A 16,739-nucleotide genomic window follows, 5' to 3' on the forward strand; every position below is an offset into this window, starting at 1 on the left:
CGCAGCCATCACCCGGACGGGCTTCCCGCAGCCCGCCGGGCGGTGCGTGGGCCGCGCCCGCCGGGTGAGCGTTATTTGCGCAGCTCCCCGGGTAGATGATCGGCATGGCTGACACCTACGCGGAGTTCAAGGACGCCGTCAACATGAGCGCGTCCGAGCTGGAGAAGTGGCTGGCGACCGACGAGTCGAAGGAGGTCGGCCAGAAGCCGTCCGGCGGCGGCGAGTCGGTCGGCCACGACTCCGGCCGCCGGATCATCAAGATCCTGCGCAGCAAGAAGGCCGACCTGTCCGACGCCGACGAGGCGCACATGCGCAAGGTGATCGGCTACGTCCACCGCCACCTGGCGCAGCGCCCCCAGGGCGACGTCAAGGAGACCCACTGGCGTTACTCGCTGATGAACTGGGGTCACGACCCCCTCCACGATTGACGGCCCTGGTCTCGCCTGCGCTCGACGGACGTTCGTTTTCCCCGCTTGGTGGAGACATCCGGAGAAATCGTGGCCGCTGCGCCGCCCGCGCCGTGACCCGGCGACCTGTCCCGGTCGCTGAACCCGTGGCGCTTCGGCGGCCGGGTCTTCGAGGTCGCGTCCTGAGGTGCCTGGCCTGGCGGTGGAGCTGGCATGCGATGGCCGGCTCGGCGGTCAGGGGTGGTATACCTCGCTGGCTTCGGTGATGTCGCCTTCGGCGACGGTGAAGACGAACAGTTCACCGATGCCTTTCAGGGACAATGGGCCATGGACCTCCCGTCGCTGTGCGCGGGAGCTCTGCTGGTCCTCGTACCCACGCTGGTTGTCGTCCGCGTCTTCCAGCGTCGTTTCGTCGCCGCGCTCCTCCAGGGCTCGACCAAGGGGTGACACATGGATGCGCCGCAACTGATCACGTACGCCGACCGGTTCGGTGGATCGCTGCGCGGACTGGCCGAGATCCTCGACGGTCCGCTGCGGGACACCTTCGGTGGGGTGCACGTCCTGCCCTTCTTCCGGCCGTACGACGGCGCCGACGCGGGCTTCGACCCCGAGGACCACACGACGCCCGACCCGCGGCTCGGCACCTGGGCCGACGTGGCCGCGCTGGCCGAGACACACAGCGTGACGGCCGACGTCATCGTAAACCACATGTCCGTACGGTCGGAGGCGTTCCGTGACGTGCAGCTGCGCGGCGACGCCTCGCCGTACCGGAAGATGTTCCTGACCATGGGCTCGGTCTTCCCGGACGGCGCCACCGAGGACGAGCTCACCGCGATCTACCGGCCGCGGCCGGGGCTGCCCTTCACCGCCATGACGCTCGGGGGACGGCCGCGCCTGGTCTGGACGACGTTCACCGCCGACCAGGTCGACCTCGACATCCGCGAGCCCGCCACCTGGGCCTATCTGACCGGCATCGTCGACCGGCTCGCCGATGCCGGCGTCACGGTCCTGCGGCTCGACGCGGTCGGCTACGTCGGCAAGCAGGCCGGCACCAACTGTTTCATGACCGGCGCCACGCACGAGTTCGTCCGGCGGCTGCGGGCGTACGCCAACGAGCGGGGCGCCCGGGTGCTGCTGGAGGTACACGGCCACTACCAGCAGCAGATCGCCCTCGCGCCGACGGTCGACCTGGTGTACGACTTCGCGCTGCCGCCGCTGGTCCTGCACGCCCTGCACGCCCGCGACGCCGCACCGCTGTCCCGCTGGCTGGCCGTGCGGCCGCCGAACGCGGTCACCGTGCTCGACACCCACGACGGGATCGGCATCGTGGACGTCGGCGCCAACCCGCTGTTGCCCGGCGTGCCCGGTCTGCTCACGCCCGGACAGATCGACGGGCTGGTCGAGGCCGTGCACGACGCTAGCGGCGGCACGAGCCGGCTGGCCACCGGCAAAGCGGCCGGCAACCTGGACCTCTACCAGGTCAACTGCACCTTCTACGACGCCCTCGGCGACGACCGCCGCTATCTACTGGCCCGGCTCATCCAGCTGTTCGTGCCGGGCACCCCACAGATCTACTACGTCGGCCTGCTCGCCGGCCGCAACGACATCGACCTGCTCCGGCGCACCGGGGTGGGCCGCGACGTCAACCGTCACCACTACACCCGCGACGAGATCGACGAGCGGCTCACCAAGCCCGTCGTGCGCGCCCAGCTGGCCGCCGTCCGCCTGCGCGCGGCCCATCCGGCCTTTCGGGGCGACTTCACCTACGAGATCGGCGACACGACGATCGAGCTGCGATGGCGGCACGGCGCCGCCCGCGCCGAGCTGCATGTCAACCTGCGGGACCTCACCCATCGGATCACGTACGAAGACGCCGGCGCGACCCGGACCATCAGCGACGTCCTCGAGCTGGCGGGGCTCCGTTGACCGGGGCCCCCGCGGCCGTGTCCAGGTCGACCTCCGCCGGGGCTATGGGCTGCGACTCGGACGCGGAAGTGGCCGCCCTGCGAACAGCAAGAACCCGTCGTCGGCTGGACAGCGGCAGATGTGCTCACCCGGAGAAGGCGGAACTGGAGCATTGGCCGGCATTTATCAGCTCCCCGTTGACCGGGACGCCCCCGGGGAAGTCGAACGGCAAGCCCGCGGCGAACGTCGGCCGTGCGTGGTCCATGAGCTGGAAGTGCAGGTGCGGCTCGCTCGAGTTGCCGGAGTTGCCGCAGCGGGCGATCGGCTGACCGGCGGTGACCCGGTCGCCGGGCCGCACTAGCGCGGAGTGGCGTTTCAGGTGCGCATAAAGCGCATACCGCCCCTCGCCCAGGTCGACGACGATGTGGTTGCCGATCACCCGGCCGGCGCCCAGCACCTCGCGCAGCATGCCCTCGGCCAGCAGGTACAGCATCGCGAGCCCCGAGGTGCGACTGCGATGGTCGCGCTGCCCCTGCCGCACGCGCACGACCGTGCCGCCCGCCGCGGCGTGGACCGGCTGCCCGAATCCGGGAAACGCGCTCGCGGGCACCATGCCGCGCAAGCCCTCGGGCCTCGCAAAGACCAGATCAACGGCATAACTCTGCCCGTACGCATGAATGCCGTGACTGGGCACGCGGCTGGCCGGGCTGTTGACCGCCCGCCAGCTGCCCCGCACGGGCGGCTCGACGACCAGCGGCTCGGCGCACACCAGACCGACCCAGCCGTAGAGCGCCATCGCCCCGACGATCGCCGGGACCGACACCCACCAGGGGACGTGGTAGTCAAGGATGCGCTGCCCGAGCACGGTCAGGACCACCAGGAAGAGCAGCGGCACCCGGACGCGGGCGATCAGTCGCGCCATGATGATCTCCCTCCGGTATGCTTCGGAATTACGTAGTTCCAAATTGACGGAGTCTGGTCGTGGATGACACCCTGGCCGAGCGATTGGCACAGATCGAGCGCCGCCTCGACGCGCTTGAAGCGGCGAGCCCGGAGGCGGAAGTTCCCGAGGCGGAAGGCCCCGAGGCACCGCTGCCGACCGCGGCCGACTTCTGGGCCCTGGCCGGCCTGCGCGACCGAGCCGGACCGCCCGGCGCCGTGCTCTTCACCGGCCTGGTCGACCTGCCGAGCGGCGAGCACTACGAATGGCAGCAGGGCTTCCCGGTCGAGGGCATTGTCGAGTCCGATTGGACGGCACTGTCCCCGGCCCTGGCCGCGCTCGCCCACCCGACCCGCCTGCAGATCCTGCGCGAGGTGCTGCGCGGCGCCGGCGCCGCCGCCGAGCTGCAGGCGGTCGAGGGCATCGAGAGCACCGGCCAGCTCTACCACCACGTGCGCCAGCTGATCGCCGCCGGCTGGCTGCGCACGACCGGCCGGGCGCACTACGCCGTGCCCGGCGAGCGGGTCATCCCACTGCTGGTGATGATGGCCTGCGCCCAGCGCTGAGCCGCGCCGCGCCGGGTGGTCAGGCGCCGCGGGCGCCCGGCTCGCGAGGCCCCAGCAGCAGCTGCGTCGCCTCCACCGCGGCGTCGATGATGGTGGCCACGTCGTGGCCGTCCTCGACCGCGGTGGCGATCAGCTCGCGCAAACCGCCGAGCAGGATGATCGCCGTCTGCTCGGACGGCGGCCGCACGCCCGCGGCCCGCAGCTGCGGCGTGTCGGTCAACGCCTGGATCAGCTCGACGAACTCGCGCATGGTCGCCCGCTGGAACGACCTCGACCGGCCCGCGCCCAGCGCCGGCACGTCGCGGATCCAGCTCAGCGTGATCGGCGGGTCGGCCTGCACGGCCGCGATCCAGGCCTCGATCGCCTGGCGGGCCTGCGCCTCCCACGGCGCCGCCGGGTCGACCGCGGCCGAGATGCGGGCGATCGTGCGCTGGTTGCTCTCGTGCATCAGGGCGACCAGGCACTCCTGGCGGTCGGTGAAATGCGCGTAGAACGTACGCCGGGAGGTCCGCGCCGCCCGGACGATGTCGGCCACCGTCGTGTCCGCGTAGCCGTTCGCCCGGATGCAGGCCGCCATGCCCTCGGTCAGCCGGCTGCGATAGCGGGTTTCCGGCGATAGCGAAGCAGCGGTCGTCACGAGCCAAATCTAGTACTTGTGCGCCCCTGGTACGCGAACGTACCGTGAGCTGGTACGCGGACGTACCAGCGGAGGGGGAACCCGATGACGACCACGGTCCTGCCCGACGGCCCCCGCACGCCCCGCCTGGTGCAGGCCGTCGGCTTCGCGATCTCCCGGCGTGGCGCCATGCGCCGGCTGCGACGGCGCTACGGCTCGGCCTTCACCGTCTCCTCGCTCAACCTCGGCCGGATGGTCATGCTGGCCGACCCGGCCGAGGTGCGCGAGCTCTTCCAGACCAGCCCGGAGCTGGCCGACACCCCGGACGCGAACCTCGGCTCGGTGCTCGGCCCGGGCTCGTTCTTCGCCATCACCGGGGACGAGCATCGGCGGCAGCGCAAACTGCTGACACCTCAGTTCCACGGCCGCAGGCTCCGGGCGTACGAGCAGATCATCGAAAGCGAGACGCGGCGCGAGATGGCGTCGTGGCCGGAAGGCCGGCCGTTCCCGGTGATGCCGTCGACCATGCGCATCACGCTGAACGTCATCCTGCGCGCGGTCTTCGGCGCCGAGGGCAGCGAGCTCGACGAGCTGCGCGAGCTGCTGCCCCGGGCGGTCAAGCTCGGCTCGGTGCTGGCGGTGCTCCCGGTCGTGCGGCGTGAGCTGGGCGGATACGGTCCGGGCGCGCGCTTCGACCGCTACCGGCGGCGCTACGACGAGATCGTCGGACGGCTGATCGACCGGGCCCGGACCGATCCGCGGCTGGCCGAGCGCGAAGATGTGCTGGCCATGCTGGTGCAGTCGCGCTACGACGACGGCTCGCCGATGGAGCGCAGCCAGATCGCCGACCAGCTGCTGACCCTGCTCACCGCCGGGCACGAGACGACGGCGACGACGCTGGCCTGGGCGGTGGAACGGCTGCGGCGCGAGCCGGAGACGCTGAAACGCCTCTACGAGGCGGACGACGCGATGCTGGATGCGACGATCATGGAGGTGCAGCGCGTCCGGCCGGTCGTCGAGATAACCGCCCGGCAGGTACGCGCGGAGACGCTCCGGATCGGCCGATGGGCGCTGCCGAAGGGCACCGTCGTGACGGTCTGCATCGCTCTGTTGCACGAGGACCCGCAGCTGTTCCCCGATCCGGCGCGCTTCGACCCGGGGCGGTTCGCCGGTGACACGTACGGCTGGATCCCGTTCGGTGGTGGCGTCCGGCGCTGCATCGGCGCCGCGTTCGCCGCGCTGGAGATGCGGGTGGTGCTGCGCACGATGCTGCGGGAGTTCGACTTCGAGCCGGCCACCGAGCCGCCGGAGCGCTCCCACAACCGGGGGATCGCGGTCGCCCCGGCGCGCGGGGGAGTGGCCGTCGTGCACCGCCGGGTGGCAGGCGAGCCGGGTTCGTAGCATCGTCGCAGTCATGAGACGTTCTCGGTGGGGGTTGCTGGCGGTTTCTGTGCTTCTGGCGGGCTGCGGTGGGTCCCACCCCACCTCGTCCGCCGATTGGCATGCCGCGCCGTCGAGTGCCGCCGCGGCCCCGTCGGCGTCCGCCGCCTCGCCGACCCCGGCCGGCAAGCCCGTCCACATCCGGCTGTTCGAGGCCGACGGCACGACCTGGGGAATCGGCATGCCGATCATCACCTACCTGAGCGCCAAGATCACCGACGCGCACGCGTTCGCGGCGGCGACCACCGTGACGGTCAACGGGCAGCCGGCCGGGGGCGCCTGGTTCTTCCAGAAGTCGGCGATCTACTCCGGCTACCCGATCGAGGCGCACTACCGGACCGAGAAGTACTGGCCGGCGCATGCGAAGATCCACATGGACCTGGCCACCAAGGGTCAGCCCGCGGGCACGGGCCTGGTCTTCGACAACAGCCTGACCCTCGACATGTCGACCGGCGCCGCCAACATCGCCAAGGTCGACGGGAAGGCCGAGCGCATGGTCGTCACCTCCGACGGCAAGCAGGTCTTCAGCTTCCCGGTCTCGCTCGGCAAGGCCAGCACCCCCACGTTCAGCGGCACCAAGGTCGTCATGGAGAAGGACAAGGTCCAGCGGATGACCGGCCCCGGCTACGACCTGAAGGTGCCGTGGTCGGTGCGGCTCACCAACTCCGGCGAGTTCTTCCACGCCGCCAGCTGGAACGGCGGCAACATCGGCCAGCGCAGCACCTCGCACGGCTGCACCAACCTCAACGTCGACGACGCCAAGCGCTACTTCGCCTTCGCCCAGGTCGGCGACGTCGCCGTCTTCACCAACACCGGCGGGCCGACCATGCCCAGCTGGGACGGATACGGCGACTGGAACCTGCCCTGGTCCACCTGGAAGGCCGGGGGCCTGTACAAGACCGCCTGAGGCACACTTCCCGGTCAGGACCAGGAAGCCCACGGTGTCCCTATCGCGACAGACCGCGCGGACTATCGGATGGCCGATACCGCCGAGGGAGGCGGTCGTTGTGGAGTGGGCGGCATGCCGGGGGACAACTACGCGCGGTTGCCGGATCCGGGGCAGGCCGGCAGCCTCGCCGATCTCGTCGAGCGGCTGCAGCGGTTGAAGATCTGGGCCGGCAACCCGTCCTACGAGAGGATCAAGGACCGGGTCAACGCGGCCTGGACCGCGGCCGGGCGGCCGGCCGGCGAGCTGGTGTGCAAGTCCACCGTCGCCTACTGCTTCCGGCCCGGCCGGCGGCGCGTGGACACCGACCTGGTGCTGGCGGTGGTGCAGGCGTTGTACCCCGACGTCGGGTACGTGGCGCAGTGGCGCCAGGCCCTCCGCGTCGTCCTGGCCGAAGCCGGCGCCGTGTCGCAGGTCCGGGTGCAGGACAGCCTGCCGCAGGACCTGGCCGCGTTCACCGGGCGGGCCGGCGAGCTGCGGCGACTGCGCCGCGCGGCCCGGTCCGGGGAGGCGGTGGTCATCTCGGCGATCGAAGGGATGGCCGGCGTCGGGAAGACGCGGCTCGCCGTGCACGCCGGCCATGTGCTGCACGGTGAGCAGCCGTTCGACCGGGTCCTGTTCGTCGATCTGCGCGGATTCCATCCCGGCCCGGATCAGCCGCCGGCCGACCCGGCGGCCGTCCTCGACGGGTTCCTGCGCCTGCTGGGGGTGCCCGGCGAGCAGATTCCCCACGATCTCGACGGCCGGGCCGCCGCCTACCGCGACCGGCTCGCCGGCACCCGTGCGCTGGTGGTGCTCGACAACGCCGGCACCGCCGAGCAGGTTCGCCCGCTGCTGGCTGCGGGGCCGGGGTCGCTGACGGTGGTCACCAGCCGGCGGAGGCTCGCCGGCCTCGAACCGGCGGCCCACCTGACCCTCGACGTGTTCAGCCCCGGCGAGGCCACGGCGTTCGTACGCGAGGCCGCGCCGGAGGTGCCGGTCGGCGCCGACCCGGACGCCGCGGCCCGGATCGCGCGGCGCTGCGGGTACCTGCCGCTGGCCCTAGGGCTGGTCACCGGGCACATTCGCGCCACATCGGACTGGACGCTGACCGACCATGCCGAGCGGCTCGACGAACGTCACCTGAGCCGGCGTCTGGAAGCCGGCGTCGAGCTCGCCCTCGACCTGTCCTACCACCACCTGGAAGCCGGCGCGCGGTGCCTGCTGCGCCTCGCGGCCCTGCACCCCGGCCCGGACTTCGACACCCACGCCGCCGCCGCGCTGACCGGCGGCGGCCTGCCCGCCGTGCGCGACCGGCTGCGCGACCTGTGCCGCGACCACCTGCTCCTGCCGGCCGGGCGGGACCGGTACACCTTTCACGACCTGGTCCGCGCGTACGCCGCCGGCCGCGCCGTCGACGAGGACTCGCCCTCGGCCCGCCGCGCCGCCCTGACCCGCCTGTTCGACCACTATCTGAGCACGGCCGCGGTCGCCATGGACGTCCTGCATCCCGGCGAGGCGCACCGCCGGCCGCGCATCGCACCGGCCACCCGCGGACCGGCCCTGACCGATCCGGAGGCCGCCCGGAACTGGCTCGACGGCGAGCGGCACAACCTCGTCTCCGTGGCCGCGCACACCGCCCGGCACGGCTGGCCGACCCACACCATGCGCCTGTCCGCGACCCTGTACCGCTACCTCAGCGGCGGGCACTACGCCGACGGGCTCGGGATCCACGGCTACGCCCGCGAGGCGGCCCGCGGCCTGGGCGACGCCCGGGGGCAGGCCGACGCCCTGGTCGGCATCGGCTGGATCTCCGCACAACTGGGCCGGCACGCATCGGCCGCCGACCAGCTCCAGCAAGCTCTCGCCCTGTTCCGGAAGGAGGGCGTCATCGCCGGTGAGGCCCGGGCGCTGAACAACCTCGGCGCCGTCGAGGAGCGGCGGGGCCGCTACCCGGAGGCGATCGAGCACTACGAACGGGCGCTCGCCCTGCACCGGCGGGCCGGCGACCGGAACGGCGAGGCGCGGGCGCTGAACAACCTTGCCGTCGTGGAGGAGCGGCTCGGCCGCTACCGGGCCGCCGTGGACCATCATGAGCAGGCGATCGTCCTCTACCGGCGGGCCGGCGACCGTGCGGGGGAGGCCGTCGCCCTGAGCGACCTCGGCGACGTCGAGGGAAAGCTCGGCCTGCACGAGCCGGCGATCGCGCACCTCCGGCAGGCTCTCGCCCTGATCCGCGAGCTCGGCACCCGATCCAACGAGGCGTGGGCCCTGGACAGCCTCGGCACCGTCCAGGGCCGCATCGGCCGGCTCGACGCGGCCACCGACTGCTACCGGCAGGCCCTGGCCATCCACCGCGAGACGGGCGACCGGCACGGCGAGAGCTGGGCCCTCAACGGCCTCGGCGAGGCGGCCCGGGCCGCCGGGTGCCCCGCCGGCGCCCTCGCCCACCACCGCGCGGCCCACGCCATCGCCACGAGCACCGGGGACCGTTACCAGCAGGCCCGTGCCCACACCGGCCTCGCCGCCGCCCACCACGACCTGGGCGACGTGGCCTGTTCCCGCGAGCACTACCGGCAGGCCTGGCGCCTCTACACCGACCTGGGCATGCCCGAGGCGGCCGAGATACGAGCTCATCTGAGCTGACCGATCGCCCCGGCGCAACGACGTCGGCTCGGCGGGCTCGACGCCGCCGGAGATCGGCCGCATCGGCCGGACGGTCGCATTCGGATCGTGAGCGGGTGGAGGAGTGCGGCGGCTCGTACGTTGATCCGGCCCACGCCGCCGGTGAAGTCTGGGTGTCTGTCCATCGGGGGAGTTGTCGCGATGCGTCGATTGATCCTGCTCGCCTGCCCGGTGTCGCTGCTGCCGATCGCCGTCACGGTGCCGGCGGTCGCCCAGGCGGCCGTGCCCGGGCCCGCCGCCGCGGCGGCTGTGCCGGCCCCGAGCGCTGTGCCGGGTGTGCCGTTCGTGGCGGCGGTCAGCGGTGCCGCCCTCGGCATCTCCGTGTCGTGGGCGCCCTCGCCGGCAGCGGATGCGGTCAGCTCGTACCGGGTGGTGGCGAAGCCGTCGCCGGTGGGGCCGACGCCGCCCGCGAGCTGTGCGGCCGTGACGGTCACCGTGCCGGCGACCGACAGCGCGGCCGTGGTGGGCGGACTGTGCCCGTCGGTGGCGTACGTGGCGACGGTGGCGGCGGTCAATGCGGTCGGCAGCGGCGCGGCCAGCCCGGCGAGTGCGCCGGCCGTGCCCGGACCGGCGACGGTGGCGTCGGCGCCGCAGGTCACCAGCGTCTTCCCGCGCCCCGGCGGCCTGGTCGTGTCGTGGGCGGTGCCGAGTGACCTCGGCGGCACGGCGCTGACTGGCTACCAGGTCATCGCGAAGCAGGGCGGCACGTCGGTGACCAGCTCGGTGGCGGCATCCGTGCAGACCGCCACCTTGTCCGGGCTGGCGAACGGCGCGGCCAGCACGGTCAGTGTGGTGGCGGTCAACGCCAAGGGCAGCTCGCCCGCGGGTACGGGTGCGGGCACGCCGCTCGGGGCGCCCAAGCCGAACGGGCCCCGCGATGTCACGGTGACGCCCGGTTCCGCCGGCACGGTCACCGTCGGCTGGACGGCGCCGGAGGACACCGGCGGGCTGCCGGTGAGCCGGTACACGGTCACCTATCAGCAGGTCGTCCCGGACGCCGCGGGCACGGGCTGGACGCCGGCGGCCGGCACCAGCCCCCGGTCGGTCACGTCGACAGGCGTGTCGGTCACTCTTGCCGCGATCACGCCGGCGGATGCGATGTACGCCTTCTCCGTCACCGCCACGACGACCGCCGGCACCGGTCCCTCGGTCGCGGCGCCCGCTCCGGTGTCGCCGACGACATCGGTGGCGACCGGGACGGTCATGCTGACCGCGGCCACGATGGCGGCGCTGACCGCCGCCGACGACAGCAGCCTGACCTGGGCGGCCCCGGCCCCGGCCCAGGTCGGCGCGTTGACCGCCGGGAAGATCCTCGTCGGCACACCGTCCGCGGCCGCGCCGCGGGGCCTGCTGCGCCGGGTTGTCGGCATCGAACAGCCCTCGACCGGCACATACCGGGTCCTCACGACGCCGGCCGCGCTCACCGACGCGTTCACCGCGCTGACCCTGAGCAGGACCGTGAACCCGCTGACCGTGCCCGGCACCGGTCCGCTTGCGGGCGGCACCCGGTTCCGGCCGGCGGCTCCCGGTATCCGCGTGCTGCCGTCGGCCGTGTCCGCTTCCGTGTCGGCCAAGATGACCCTCGGGCTCTCCCGCAAAGAGGGAGGCGCCGAGATCAAGGGCGAGGCGACGCTGGAGCCGACGCTCACCGCGGGCGTGGGCATCAGCAAGAACTTCCTCGGCGTACCCAACGGGGTGAAGGTCCACGCGTCGGCCGAGATCGCGACCGAGCTCAGCGTGAGCATGTCGGCCACCGAGCCGAGGCCGATCAGGAGGAAGGTCGGCGAGATCCTCGCGCCGGGCATCTGGATCGCCGTCGGGCCGGTCGTGATCGTCATGTTCCCCGTGGTCGACGTGTACCTCGGCATCTCCGGCAAACTCGGCTTCACGGTGCGCGACTCGTACTCGGTCGGGGCCTCGCTGGACTGGAGCTCGGCCCAACCGGGCGCGCTGGCGGTGCACAACCTGTCGCATCCGGCGGCACCGGCCGGTGGCGTCCTGCCCGAGGTCGTCGCCAGCGGGTCGGCGTCCGTGACGCTGGCCCCCGAGCCGATGTTGCGGTTCTACGACCTGGCCGGGCCGTACTTCTCCAACGAGCTCGCGTTGAAGGCGGCACTCAACAGCAAGCCCGCGCCCGGCGCCGCGTACCTGACCATCACGCCGACCTTGACCGTCAAGGCGGGGCTGAAGCTGGAGCTGTTCGGCCGCAAAGCGGAGGTCGAGGCCACCCTGGGCACCGAGGTGTGGCCGGCGTTCTCGCTGTTCACGACGCCGGGACCGACATTGCTGATCTCCCCGCCGGATCCGGCCGTCCCCCCGGGCACGACGACAACCTTCACCGCACAACGCGCCGACGGCACGAGCGGCCACCCGGTGACGTGGAGTTTGGACGGCGCGGCCGGCGACAAGATCACCGCTGCCGGAGCGCTGTCCACCGTCGCGCCGGGAAACCGTGAGCTGACCGTCCGGGCCACCGACGACGCCGGCGCGAAGGGCGTCGTCACCGTCACGGTCGGAGCGGACTTCGACGCGCCACGGGCGGTGACAGCCGTCCAGCATGCCCAGGACGGCGACGCGACCGTCACCTGGTCGGCACCCGCCTCCACCGGCGGCAGCGCGATCTCCGGATACACGGTGCTCACCGATCCGCCGACCGGCCCGCACCCGGCCAGCGGCGGCACCACCTCGCTGAACCTGACCGGGCTCGAGCCCGGCACGGCCTACTTCGTCAGCGTGTACGCCACCAACACCGGCGGTGCCACCTCTCCGCCCGGCACGGCGTCGCTCACGATCGGCGCTCGCCCCTCCGCCTGCCCGGTTGCGCTCACCCTCGGCAGCATCACCCGGTGCACGCTCAGCCGAGCCGGGCAGATCGCCACCTTCACGATCGCGGCCACCAGCGGTGACCGGCTGCGACTGCATGTCGCCCCCACCACCTCCGGCCGCGGTCCGGCACTGAGCACCAACCTGCTCACCCCGGGCGGCGCCGTCGCGTGCGCCGCGCGCACCGTGCACGACTTCGACTGCGCGATCCCGGCCACCGGCACGTACACCGCGACGGTGCGCGACTTCTACGGCACCGGCACCGGGCCGTACGCCATCACCGCGCAACGGCTGACCAACCCGGCCGGCTGCAGCACGCTGACCCTGGCCGTCACCACCGCCGGAACCCTCACCACCGGCGCGATGACCTGCCACCGTATCGCCGCCACCATGGGGGACCGGCTGCGCCTGCACACCGTTGCCACCGTGCCGGGCGCGTCGGCCCCGGCCACCTCGGCCGACCTGATCTCGCCGACCGGTGCGGTGGTCTGCTCGCTGCCGTCCGCCGGCGACCTCGACTGCGCGATCCCGGCTACGGGCACCTACACCACGACGGTCAGCGACTTCTACGGGTACGGCACCGGCACGTACGCCACGACCCCGCAGCGGCTGACCGACCCGGTCGGCTGCGGCACGGTCGCGATCGGTGGCAGCGCTTCCGCAACGATCGGACTCGGCACGGTCAGCTGCTACCGCGTCACCTCGACGGCAGGACGGGCCCTGAAGGTCGCGCTCAGCACGACCAGTCTCAAGCTGGCACCCGCCGCGGACGTGCTGTCCCCGGCCGGAACCCTCGTCTGCCCCGCGAGGACCGGCACCGCCACCTGCACGACACCGGCAGCAGGGACCTACACGATCACGGTCCGCGACTTCTACGGCTACCAGACCGGACCGTTCACCTTGGCGATCTCGTGAACATCGCCATCCGGGACGCGACATGGACACCCGGCGACGCCGCTGGTAGGAGTGGGTCGTGCTGAGGGCCATCGTCTGGGCTGCGCTCGGGACCGGTAGCGCGGCCGCCATCGTGTACGGGGTCCGTCGTCACCGGCCGGCCCGGGCCCAGCCCTGGCTGCTGCTCGCCGGCGCCGTCGTGGCGAGCGCCGCGGGTGACGTGCTGACCTCGTTCGACCGCCTCGGCGCGGCCAATATCTGCTTCTACGCCATGGTCGTGCTGGTCGCCTGCTGTCTGTTGCAGCTGACCCGGATCGGTGCCATCCTCGTCGACCGGGCGCGGCTCATCGACCTGCTCGCCCTGGCGTGTTCGACGCTGCTGGTGGTCTGGGTGTTCGTCGCCGGCGATGCCGGCCGGATGGGGGACGTCTCCGGGGCGTACGTCATCGGCGCCCTTCTGCTCCTCGTAGTCGTCGGCCGCCTGTTGGTCGCCGTGGGCCGTAACCTCTCGGCGGTGCTGCTGGTCGTGGGCGCGGTGGGTGTGCTGGTCAGCGACATCGTGCAGCCGTTGTGGCCGGGCCGGCTGAGCGAGACCGGGTTCGTGGTGCTCTACCTGGCCTGGGGCGCCGCCGCGCTGCATCCGTCGATGGTGCGGCTCACCGAGCCCGCGACGCCGCGTCCCAGCCCGTGGCGGATGCGCTGGGCGACGCTGCTGGGAATCTCCGTGGCCACCCCGCCGGTCGTTCTGCTGGTCGAGGCGGCCCACGGCACGGTCGGCGACGGCGTGGTGATCGCCGTGGCCGGTGCGATCACCCTTCTCCTGACGATCACCCGGCTGACCGACTCGGTGACCCTGAACCGGCAGGCCTTGACGCGCGAGCGCGGGCTGCGGCAGGCGAGCGCCGCGCTGGTCGTCGCCGCCGACCCGGCGGCCGTGGACCAGGCCGTCCGGTCCGCGATCGCCGAGCTCATGCCGCCGGACGCCATCCGCAGCACCGACCTGGCCCTCGACGACCGCCGGCTCCCGCCCGAGACGGTGCCCGGCCTCGGTGCCGGCCCGCCACCCCGCAGCTGGTGGGTCGACGACGCCGACCGCGACTATGCCACGCTGGTCTGTCCGCTCTGGCTGGAGCCGCTCGGCGTCGCCCGGCCCAGCGGCGGCGCCCTGATCCTGGTGGGTCGCCGGGACACCCTCACCGCCACTCGCGACACCCTCGAGGTGCTGGCCGGTCAGGCGGCCCTCGCGCTGGACCGCATCTGCCTGGTGGAGGCGGTCAACCGCCGCGACAGCGACCTCTACCTGCGCGCGGTGATCCAGAAAAGCGCGGACATCACGGTGGTGATCGACGAGGACCAGCGCATCCGGTACGCCAGTCCGTCGCTGGCCGCGCTGCTCGGCGTGGACGCCCTTCCGCCGCTGGCCACACTCGACGATCTGGTGCATCCCGACGACCGCCATCAGCTGGGTCAGGCCTTCCGCGGCGCCGGCGACGGCGTGGTGTTCTGCTCGCTGGTGCGGGCGGACGGCAGCCAGGTGCTGGTCGAAGCCAAGTACCGCGACCTGCGGGCGGACCGCCTGGTCCAAGGCTTCGTGGTGACGATGCGGGATTTCACCCAGGGCCATGAGCAGGGGGAGCGGCTGCCTCATGGCGACAACCTGGACGACCTGCCGGGCCGGGTGAACCGGCGCAGCTCCCGTCGCAAGTTCCGCTACTAGGGTCCGACACAGACCCTTGCGCCGGCCGGCGTCACGGCCGGGCCGCGGCCACCGCCAGCAGGTGAAACGCCTGGGCCTCGGCGGACGTGCCGGGATGGTCGAACGTGGGCGCGCCGCACGCGTCGCGGACCAGACCGAGCCCGTCCACCTTGCGCGACGCGGCCGTGAGCAGGTCGCGGCCGACATCGGCGTACGACGACGGCAGCCACCCGTCCTTGCTGCCGGTCAGCGCGGCGTACGCGAACATCTGCGCCGCGTTGGTCTCCACGAACGTGCCCGGGTCGTCCAGCACATCGTGGAAGAGGCCGTCCGGCCGGCGCTGCTCGAGGCAGGCGTCCAGGACGTCGCGGGCGTGCCCGGCCAGGGCGTCGCGCAGCTCGGGCGCCCATCGGATCGCCCGGGCGATGCCGGCCACCACCCAGCCGTTGCCGCCACCCCATCGATCGTCGCGCCCGGACCCGTCGGCCGACCAGATCGCGGCGTACAGGTTGTCGTGGCACAGCCGCCGCCGGTGACCCTCGACCTGGACCACCGCGAGGTCCGGACGCCCGGCCGCGGCCAGGAACGGCACCACCATGTAGACCGTGTCGGCCCACACCCCGCCGCTGCCGAGCACGTGGTAGAGCGTGCCGTCGCGGTCGCGGGGCGCCTCGCTCGCGAGCCAGTCGAGCTGCCGGCGAGCGGCCTCGGCGTGCCCGGCCAGCAGGGCCGCCTCGCCGCACGCGGCGCCGTTGACCGCGTTGGCCTCGTTCTCGACGCAGCCGAGACGGCCGTCCGCCGCCTGCCGGGTCACCGCGGCGGCGGCGAGCAGGCGTACCAGATCGTCGCGGCCGAGATCCCGGCAGGCGTGCGCCGCGACACCCTGTTCCCAGGACTGGCGCTGCATGGCGAGAAGGGCGTCGAGCACCCGCTGCTGTGAGCTCATGAGCGCACTGTAGAACCGCTAGTATCGGCCGATGCGCCGCATGGCGATGGAGGAGCTGCGTGCGTTCCTGGCCGCCGGCACCCGTACGGCGAAGATCGCCACGGTGTCGGCCGACGGCCACCCGCATGTGGTGCCCGTGTGGTTCGTGCTCGACGGCGACGACCTGGTGATCACCACCGCGAGCGGCAGCGCGAAGGCCCGCCACCTGGCCGCCGACCCGCGCGTGTCGATCGCCGTCGACGACGAGCGGCCACCGTTCGCGTTCGTTCACCTGCGGGCCACCGCGACGCTTCATCCCCGGCCGGCCGACCTGCTGGCGTGGACCACGCGGGTGGCCCGCCGCTACGCGGGCGACGAAGCGGCGGACGAGCTGGGCCGCCGCTACGCCCAGTTCGACGACCTGATCATCCGGGTGCCGATCGCCGGCGCGGTCGGCTATGCCGAGGTCGTCGGCTGATCCGGGTCGCCCACGACGGGCCGGGCCGCGGCGTTGCCGTGCGTGATGCGCAGGTAGTAGCCGTCCGGGTCGGTGAGCCGGAAGTCGTACAGGCCCCATGGCCGCAACTCGAGCGGTTCGCTCACCGCACCCCGCCGCCGGCAGCGCTCGTAGAGCGCCCGGAGCTCGTCCATGTCGTCGACCTCCAGCACGATCTCCACGCCCGCGCCCTTGTCGCCACGGAGTCGTTGCCGGGTGAACCCCCGGCCTTCCGCGTGCTCGGGCAGCTTCGCCACCGGACCGAGCCCGAGCACGACAACGCCCCGGCGCAGGCTCGCGTAGTCCTCGGCCTGTCGCTCCACCTCGAACCCCAGCACGTCACGGTAGAAGCCGACGCCGGCATCCAGGTCCGCGACGAACAGTTCCATCCGAAGCCGCATGTGCCGATGATCCACCGTGG

13 protein-coding genes are annotated in these 16,739 nt (G+C 72.7%); 9 read left to right on the forward strand and 4 right to left on the reverse strand.

The features are described 5' to 3' along the window. Window positions 1–104 precede the first annotated feature (104 nt). Together ACQP2F_RS18220 and gtfA are read left to right on the forward strand one after the other, a co-directional pair. Window positions 105–428, forward strand: coding sequence for a DUF3140 domain-containing protein (locus ACQP2F_RS18220; protein WP_433305489.1), 324 nt, complete (start codon window positions 105–107; stop codon window positions 426–428). Between the two features lie 429 nt (window positions 429–857). Continuing rightward, on the forward strand, window positions 858–2,333 hold the full coding sequence (gene gtfA / locus ACQP2F_RS18225; protein WP_433305491.1) for a sucrose phosphorylase: 1,476 nt from the start codon (window positions 858–860) through the stop codon (window positions 2,331–2,333). 124 nt (window positions 2,334–2,457) lie between these two features. Here the strand turns inward: gtfA and ACQP2F_RS18230 are convergent, their stop codons facing one another. Beyond that, window positions 2,458–3,234 (reverse strand): M23 family metallopeptidase, encoded by a 777-nt coding sequence (locus ACQP2F_RS18230; RefSeq protein ID WP_433305493.1) that lies wholly within the window; start codon window positions 3,232–3,234, stop codon window positions 2,458–2,460. Between the two features lie 59 nt (window positions 3,235–3,293). Between ACQP2F_RS18230 and ACQP2F_RS18235 the strand changes: the two genes are divergently transcribed. Further along, window positions 3,294–3,818 (forward strand): helix-turn-helix domain-containing protein, encoded by a 525-nt coding sequence (locus tag ACQP2F_RS18235; RefSeq protein WP_433305495.1) that lies wholly within the window; start codon window positions 3,294–3,296, stop codon window positions 3,816–3,818. A 19-nt stretch (window positions 3,819–3,837) separates the two neighbouring features. Here ACQP2F_RS18235 and ACQP2F_RS18240 read toward each other — a convergent pair whose 3' ends face one another. Continuing rightward, window positions 3,838–4,455 carry a TetR/AcrR family transcriptional regulator gene (locus ACQP2F_RS18240; protein ID WP_433305497.1) on the reverse strand — a complete coding sequence of 206 codons (618 nt, stop codon included), beginning with the start codon at window positions 4,453–4,455 and terminating at the stop codon, window positions 3,838–3,840. 84 nt (window positions 4,456–4,539) lie between these two features. Here ACQP2F_RS18240 and ACQP2F_RS18245 point away from each other — a divergent pair, with 84 nt between their 5' ends. From ACQP2F_RS18245 to ACQP2F_RS18265, 5 genes are all read left to right on the forward strand, one after another. After that, complete coding sequence (locus ACQP2F_RS18245; RefSeq protein WP_433305499.1) at window positions 4,540–5,835, forward strand: cytochrome P450; 1,296 nt, start codon at window positions 4,540–4,542, stop codon at window positions 5,833–5,835. Between the two features lie 13 nt (window positions 5,836–5,848). Further along, a complete protein-coding gene (locus ACQP2F_RS18250) occupies window positions 5,849–6,781 on the forward strand; it encodes a L,D-transpeptidase (RefSeq protein WP_433305501.1) in 933 nt (310 codons plus the stop codon). Between the two features lie 114 nt (window positions 6,782–6,895). Then, a complete protein-coding gene (locus ACQP2F_RS18255; protein ID WP_433305502.1) occupies window positions 6,896–9,445 on the forward strand; it encodes an ATP-binding protein in 2,550 nt (849 codons plus the stop codon). 180 nt (window positions 9,446–9,625) lie between these two features. Then, window positions 9,626–13,222, forward strand: a complete 3,597-nt coding sequence (locus tag ACQP2F_RS18260; RefSeq protein ID WP_433305504.1) for a fibronectin type III domain-containing protein — start codon at window positions 9,626–9,628, stop codon at window positions 13,220–13,222. 58 nt (window positions 13,223–13,280) lie between these two features. Further along, window positions 13,281–14,918, forward strand: a complete 1,638-nt coding sequence (locus ACQP2F_RS18265; protein ID WP_433305506.1) for a PAS domain S-box protein — start codon at window positions 13,281–13,283, stop codon at window positions 14,916–14,918. A gap of 31 nt (window positions 14,919–14,949) precedes the next feature. Here ACQP2F_RS18265 and ACQP2F_RS18270 read toward each other — a convergent pair whose 3' ends face one another. After that, window positions 14,950–15,843 carry a glycoside hydrolase family 88 protein gene (locus ACQP2F_RS18270; protein WP_433305508.1) on the reverse strand — a complete coding sequence of 298 codons (894 nt, stop codon included), beginning with the start codon at window positions 15,841–15,843 and terminating at the stop codon, window positions 14,950–14,952. A gap of 31 nt (window positions 15,844–15,874) precedes the next feature. On the opposite strand from ACQP2F_RS18270, the gene ACQP2F_RS18275 reads away from it, so the two are divergent. Then, window positions 15,875–16,300: a PPOX class F420-dependent oxidoreductase gene (locus ACQP2F_RS18275; protein ID WP_433305510.1), complete on the forward strand. Its 426-nt coding sequence runs from the start codon at window positions 15,875–15,877 to the stop codon at window positions 16,298–16,300. Here the strand turns inward: ACQP2F_RS18275 and ACQP2F_RS18280 are convergent. Then, entirely contained in the window at window positions 16,279–16,719 is a 441-nt protein-coding gene (locus tag ACQP2F_RS18280) for a VOC family protein (protein WP_433305511.1), read from the reverse strand. The two genes, ACQP2F_RS18275 and ACQP2F_RS18280, sit on opposite strands and share 22 nt — an antisense overlap. Between the last annotated feature and the right edge of the window lie 20 nt (window positions 16,720–16,739).

The sequence above is a fragment of the Actinoplanes sp. CA-030573 genome, from assembly GCF_050951115.1.
Lineage (GTDB): Bacteria > Actinomycetota > Actinomycetes > Mycobacteriales > Micromonosporaceae > Actinoplanes.

Coding starts and splice junctions, on each gene's coding strand:
- ACQP2F_RS18260 (WP_433305504.1), top strand. CDS start 9,626: ATGCGTCGATTGATCCTGCTCGCCTGCCCGGTGTCGCTGCTGCCGATC.
- ACQP2F_RS18270 (WP_433305508.1), bottom strand. CDS start 15,843: ATGAGCTCACAGCAGCGGGTGCTCGACGCCCTTCTCGCCATGCAGCGC.
- ACQP2F_RS18220 (WP_433305489.1), top strand. CDS start 105: ATGGCTGACACCTACGCGGAGTTCAAGGACGCCGTCAACATGAGCGCG.
- gtfA (WP_433305491.1), top strand. CDS start 858: ATGGATGCGCCGCAACTGATCACGTACGCCGACCGGTTCGGTGGATCG.
- ACQP2F_RS18255 (WP_433305502.1), top strand. CDS start 6,896: ATGCCGGGGGACAACTACGCGCGGTTGCCGGATCCGGGGCAGGCCGGC.
- ACQP2F_RS18280 (WP_433305511.1), bottom strand. CDS start 16,719: ATGCGGCTTCGGATGGAACTGTTCGTCGCGGACCTGGATGCCGGCGTC.
- ACQP2F_RS18275 (WP_433305510.1), top strand. CDS start 15,875: ATGCGCCGCATGGCGATGGAGGAGCTGCGTGCGTTCCTGGCCGCCGGC.
- ACQP2F_RS18230 (WP_433305493.1), bottom strand. CDS start 3,234: ATGGCGCGACTGATCGCCCGCGTCCGGGTGCCGCTGCTCTTCCTGGTG.
- ACQP2F_RS18245 (WP_433305499.1), top strand. CDS start 4,540: ATGACGACCACGGTCCTGCCCGACGGCCCCCGCACGCCCCGCCTGGTG.
- ACQP2F_RS18250 (WP_433305501.1), top strand. CDS start 5,849: ATGAGACGTTCTCGGTGGGGGTTGCTGGCGGTTTCTGTGCTTCTGGCG.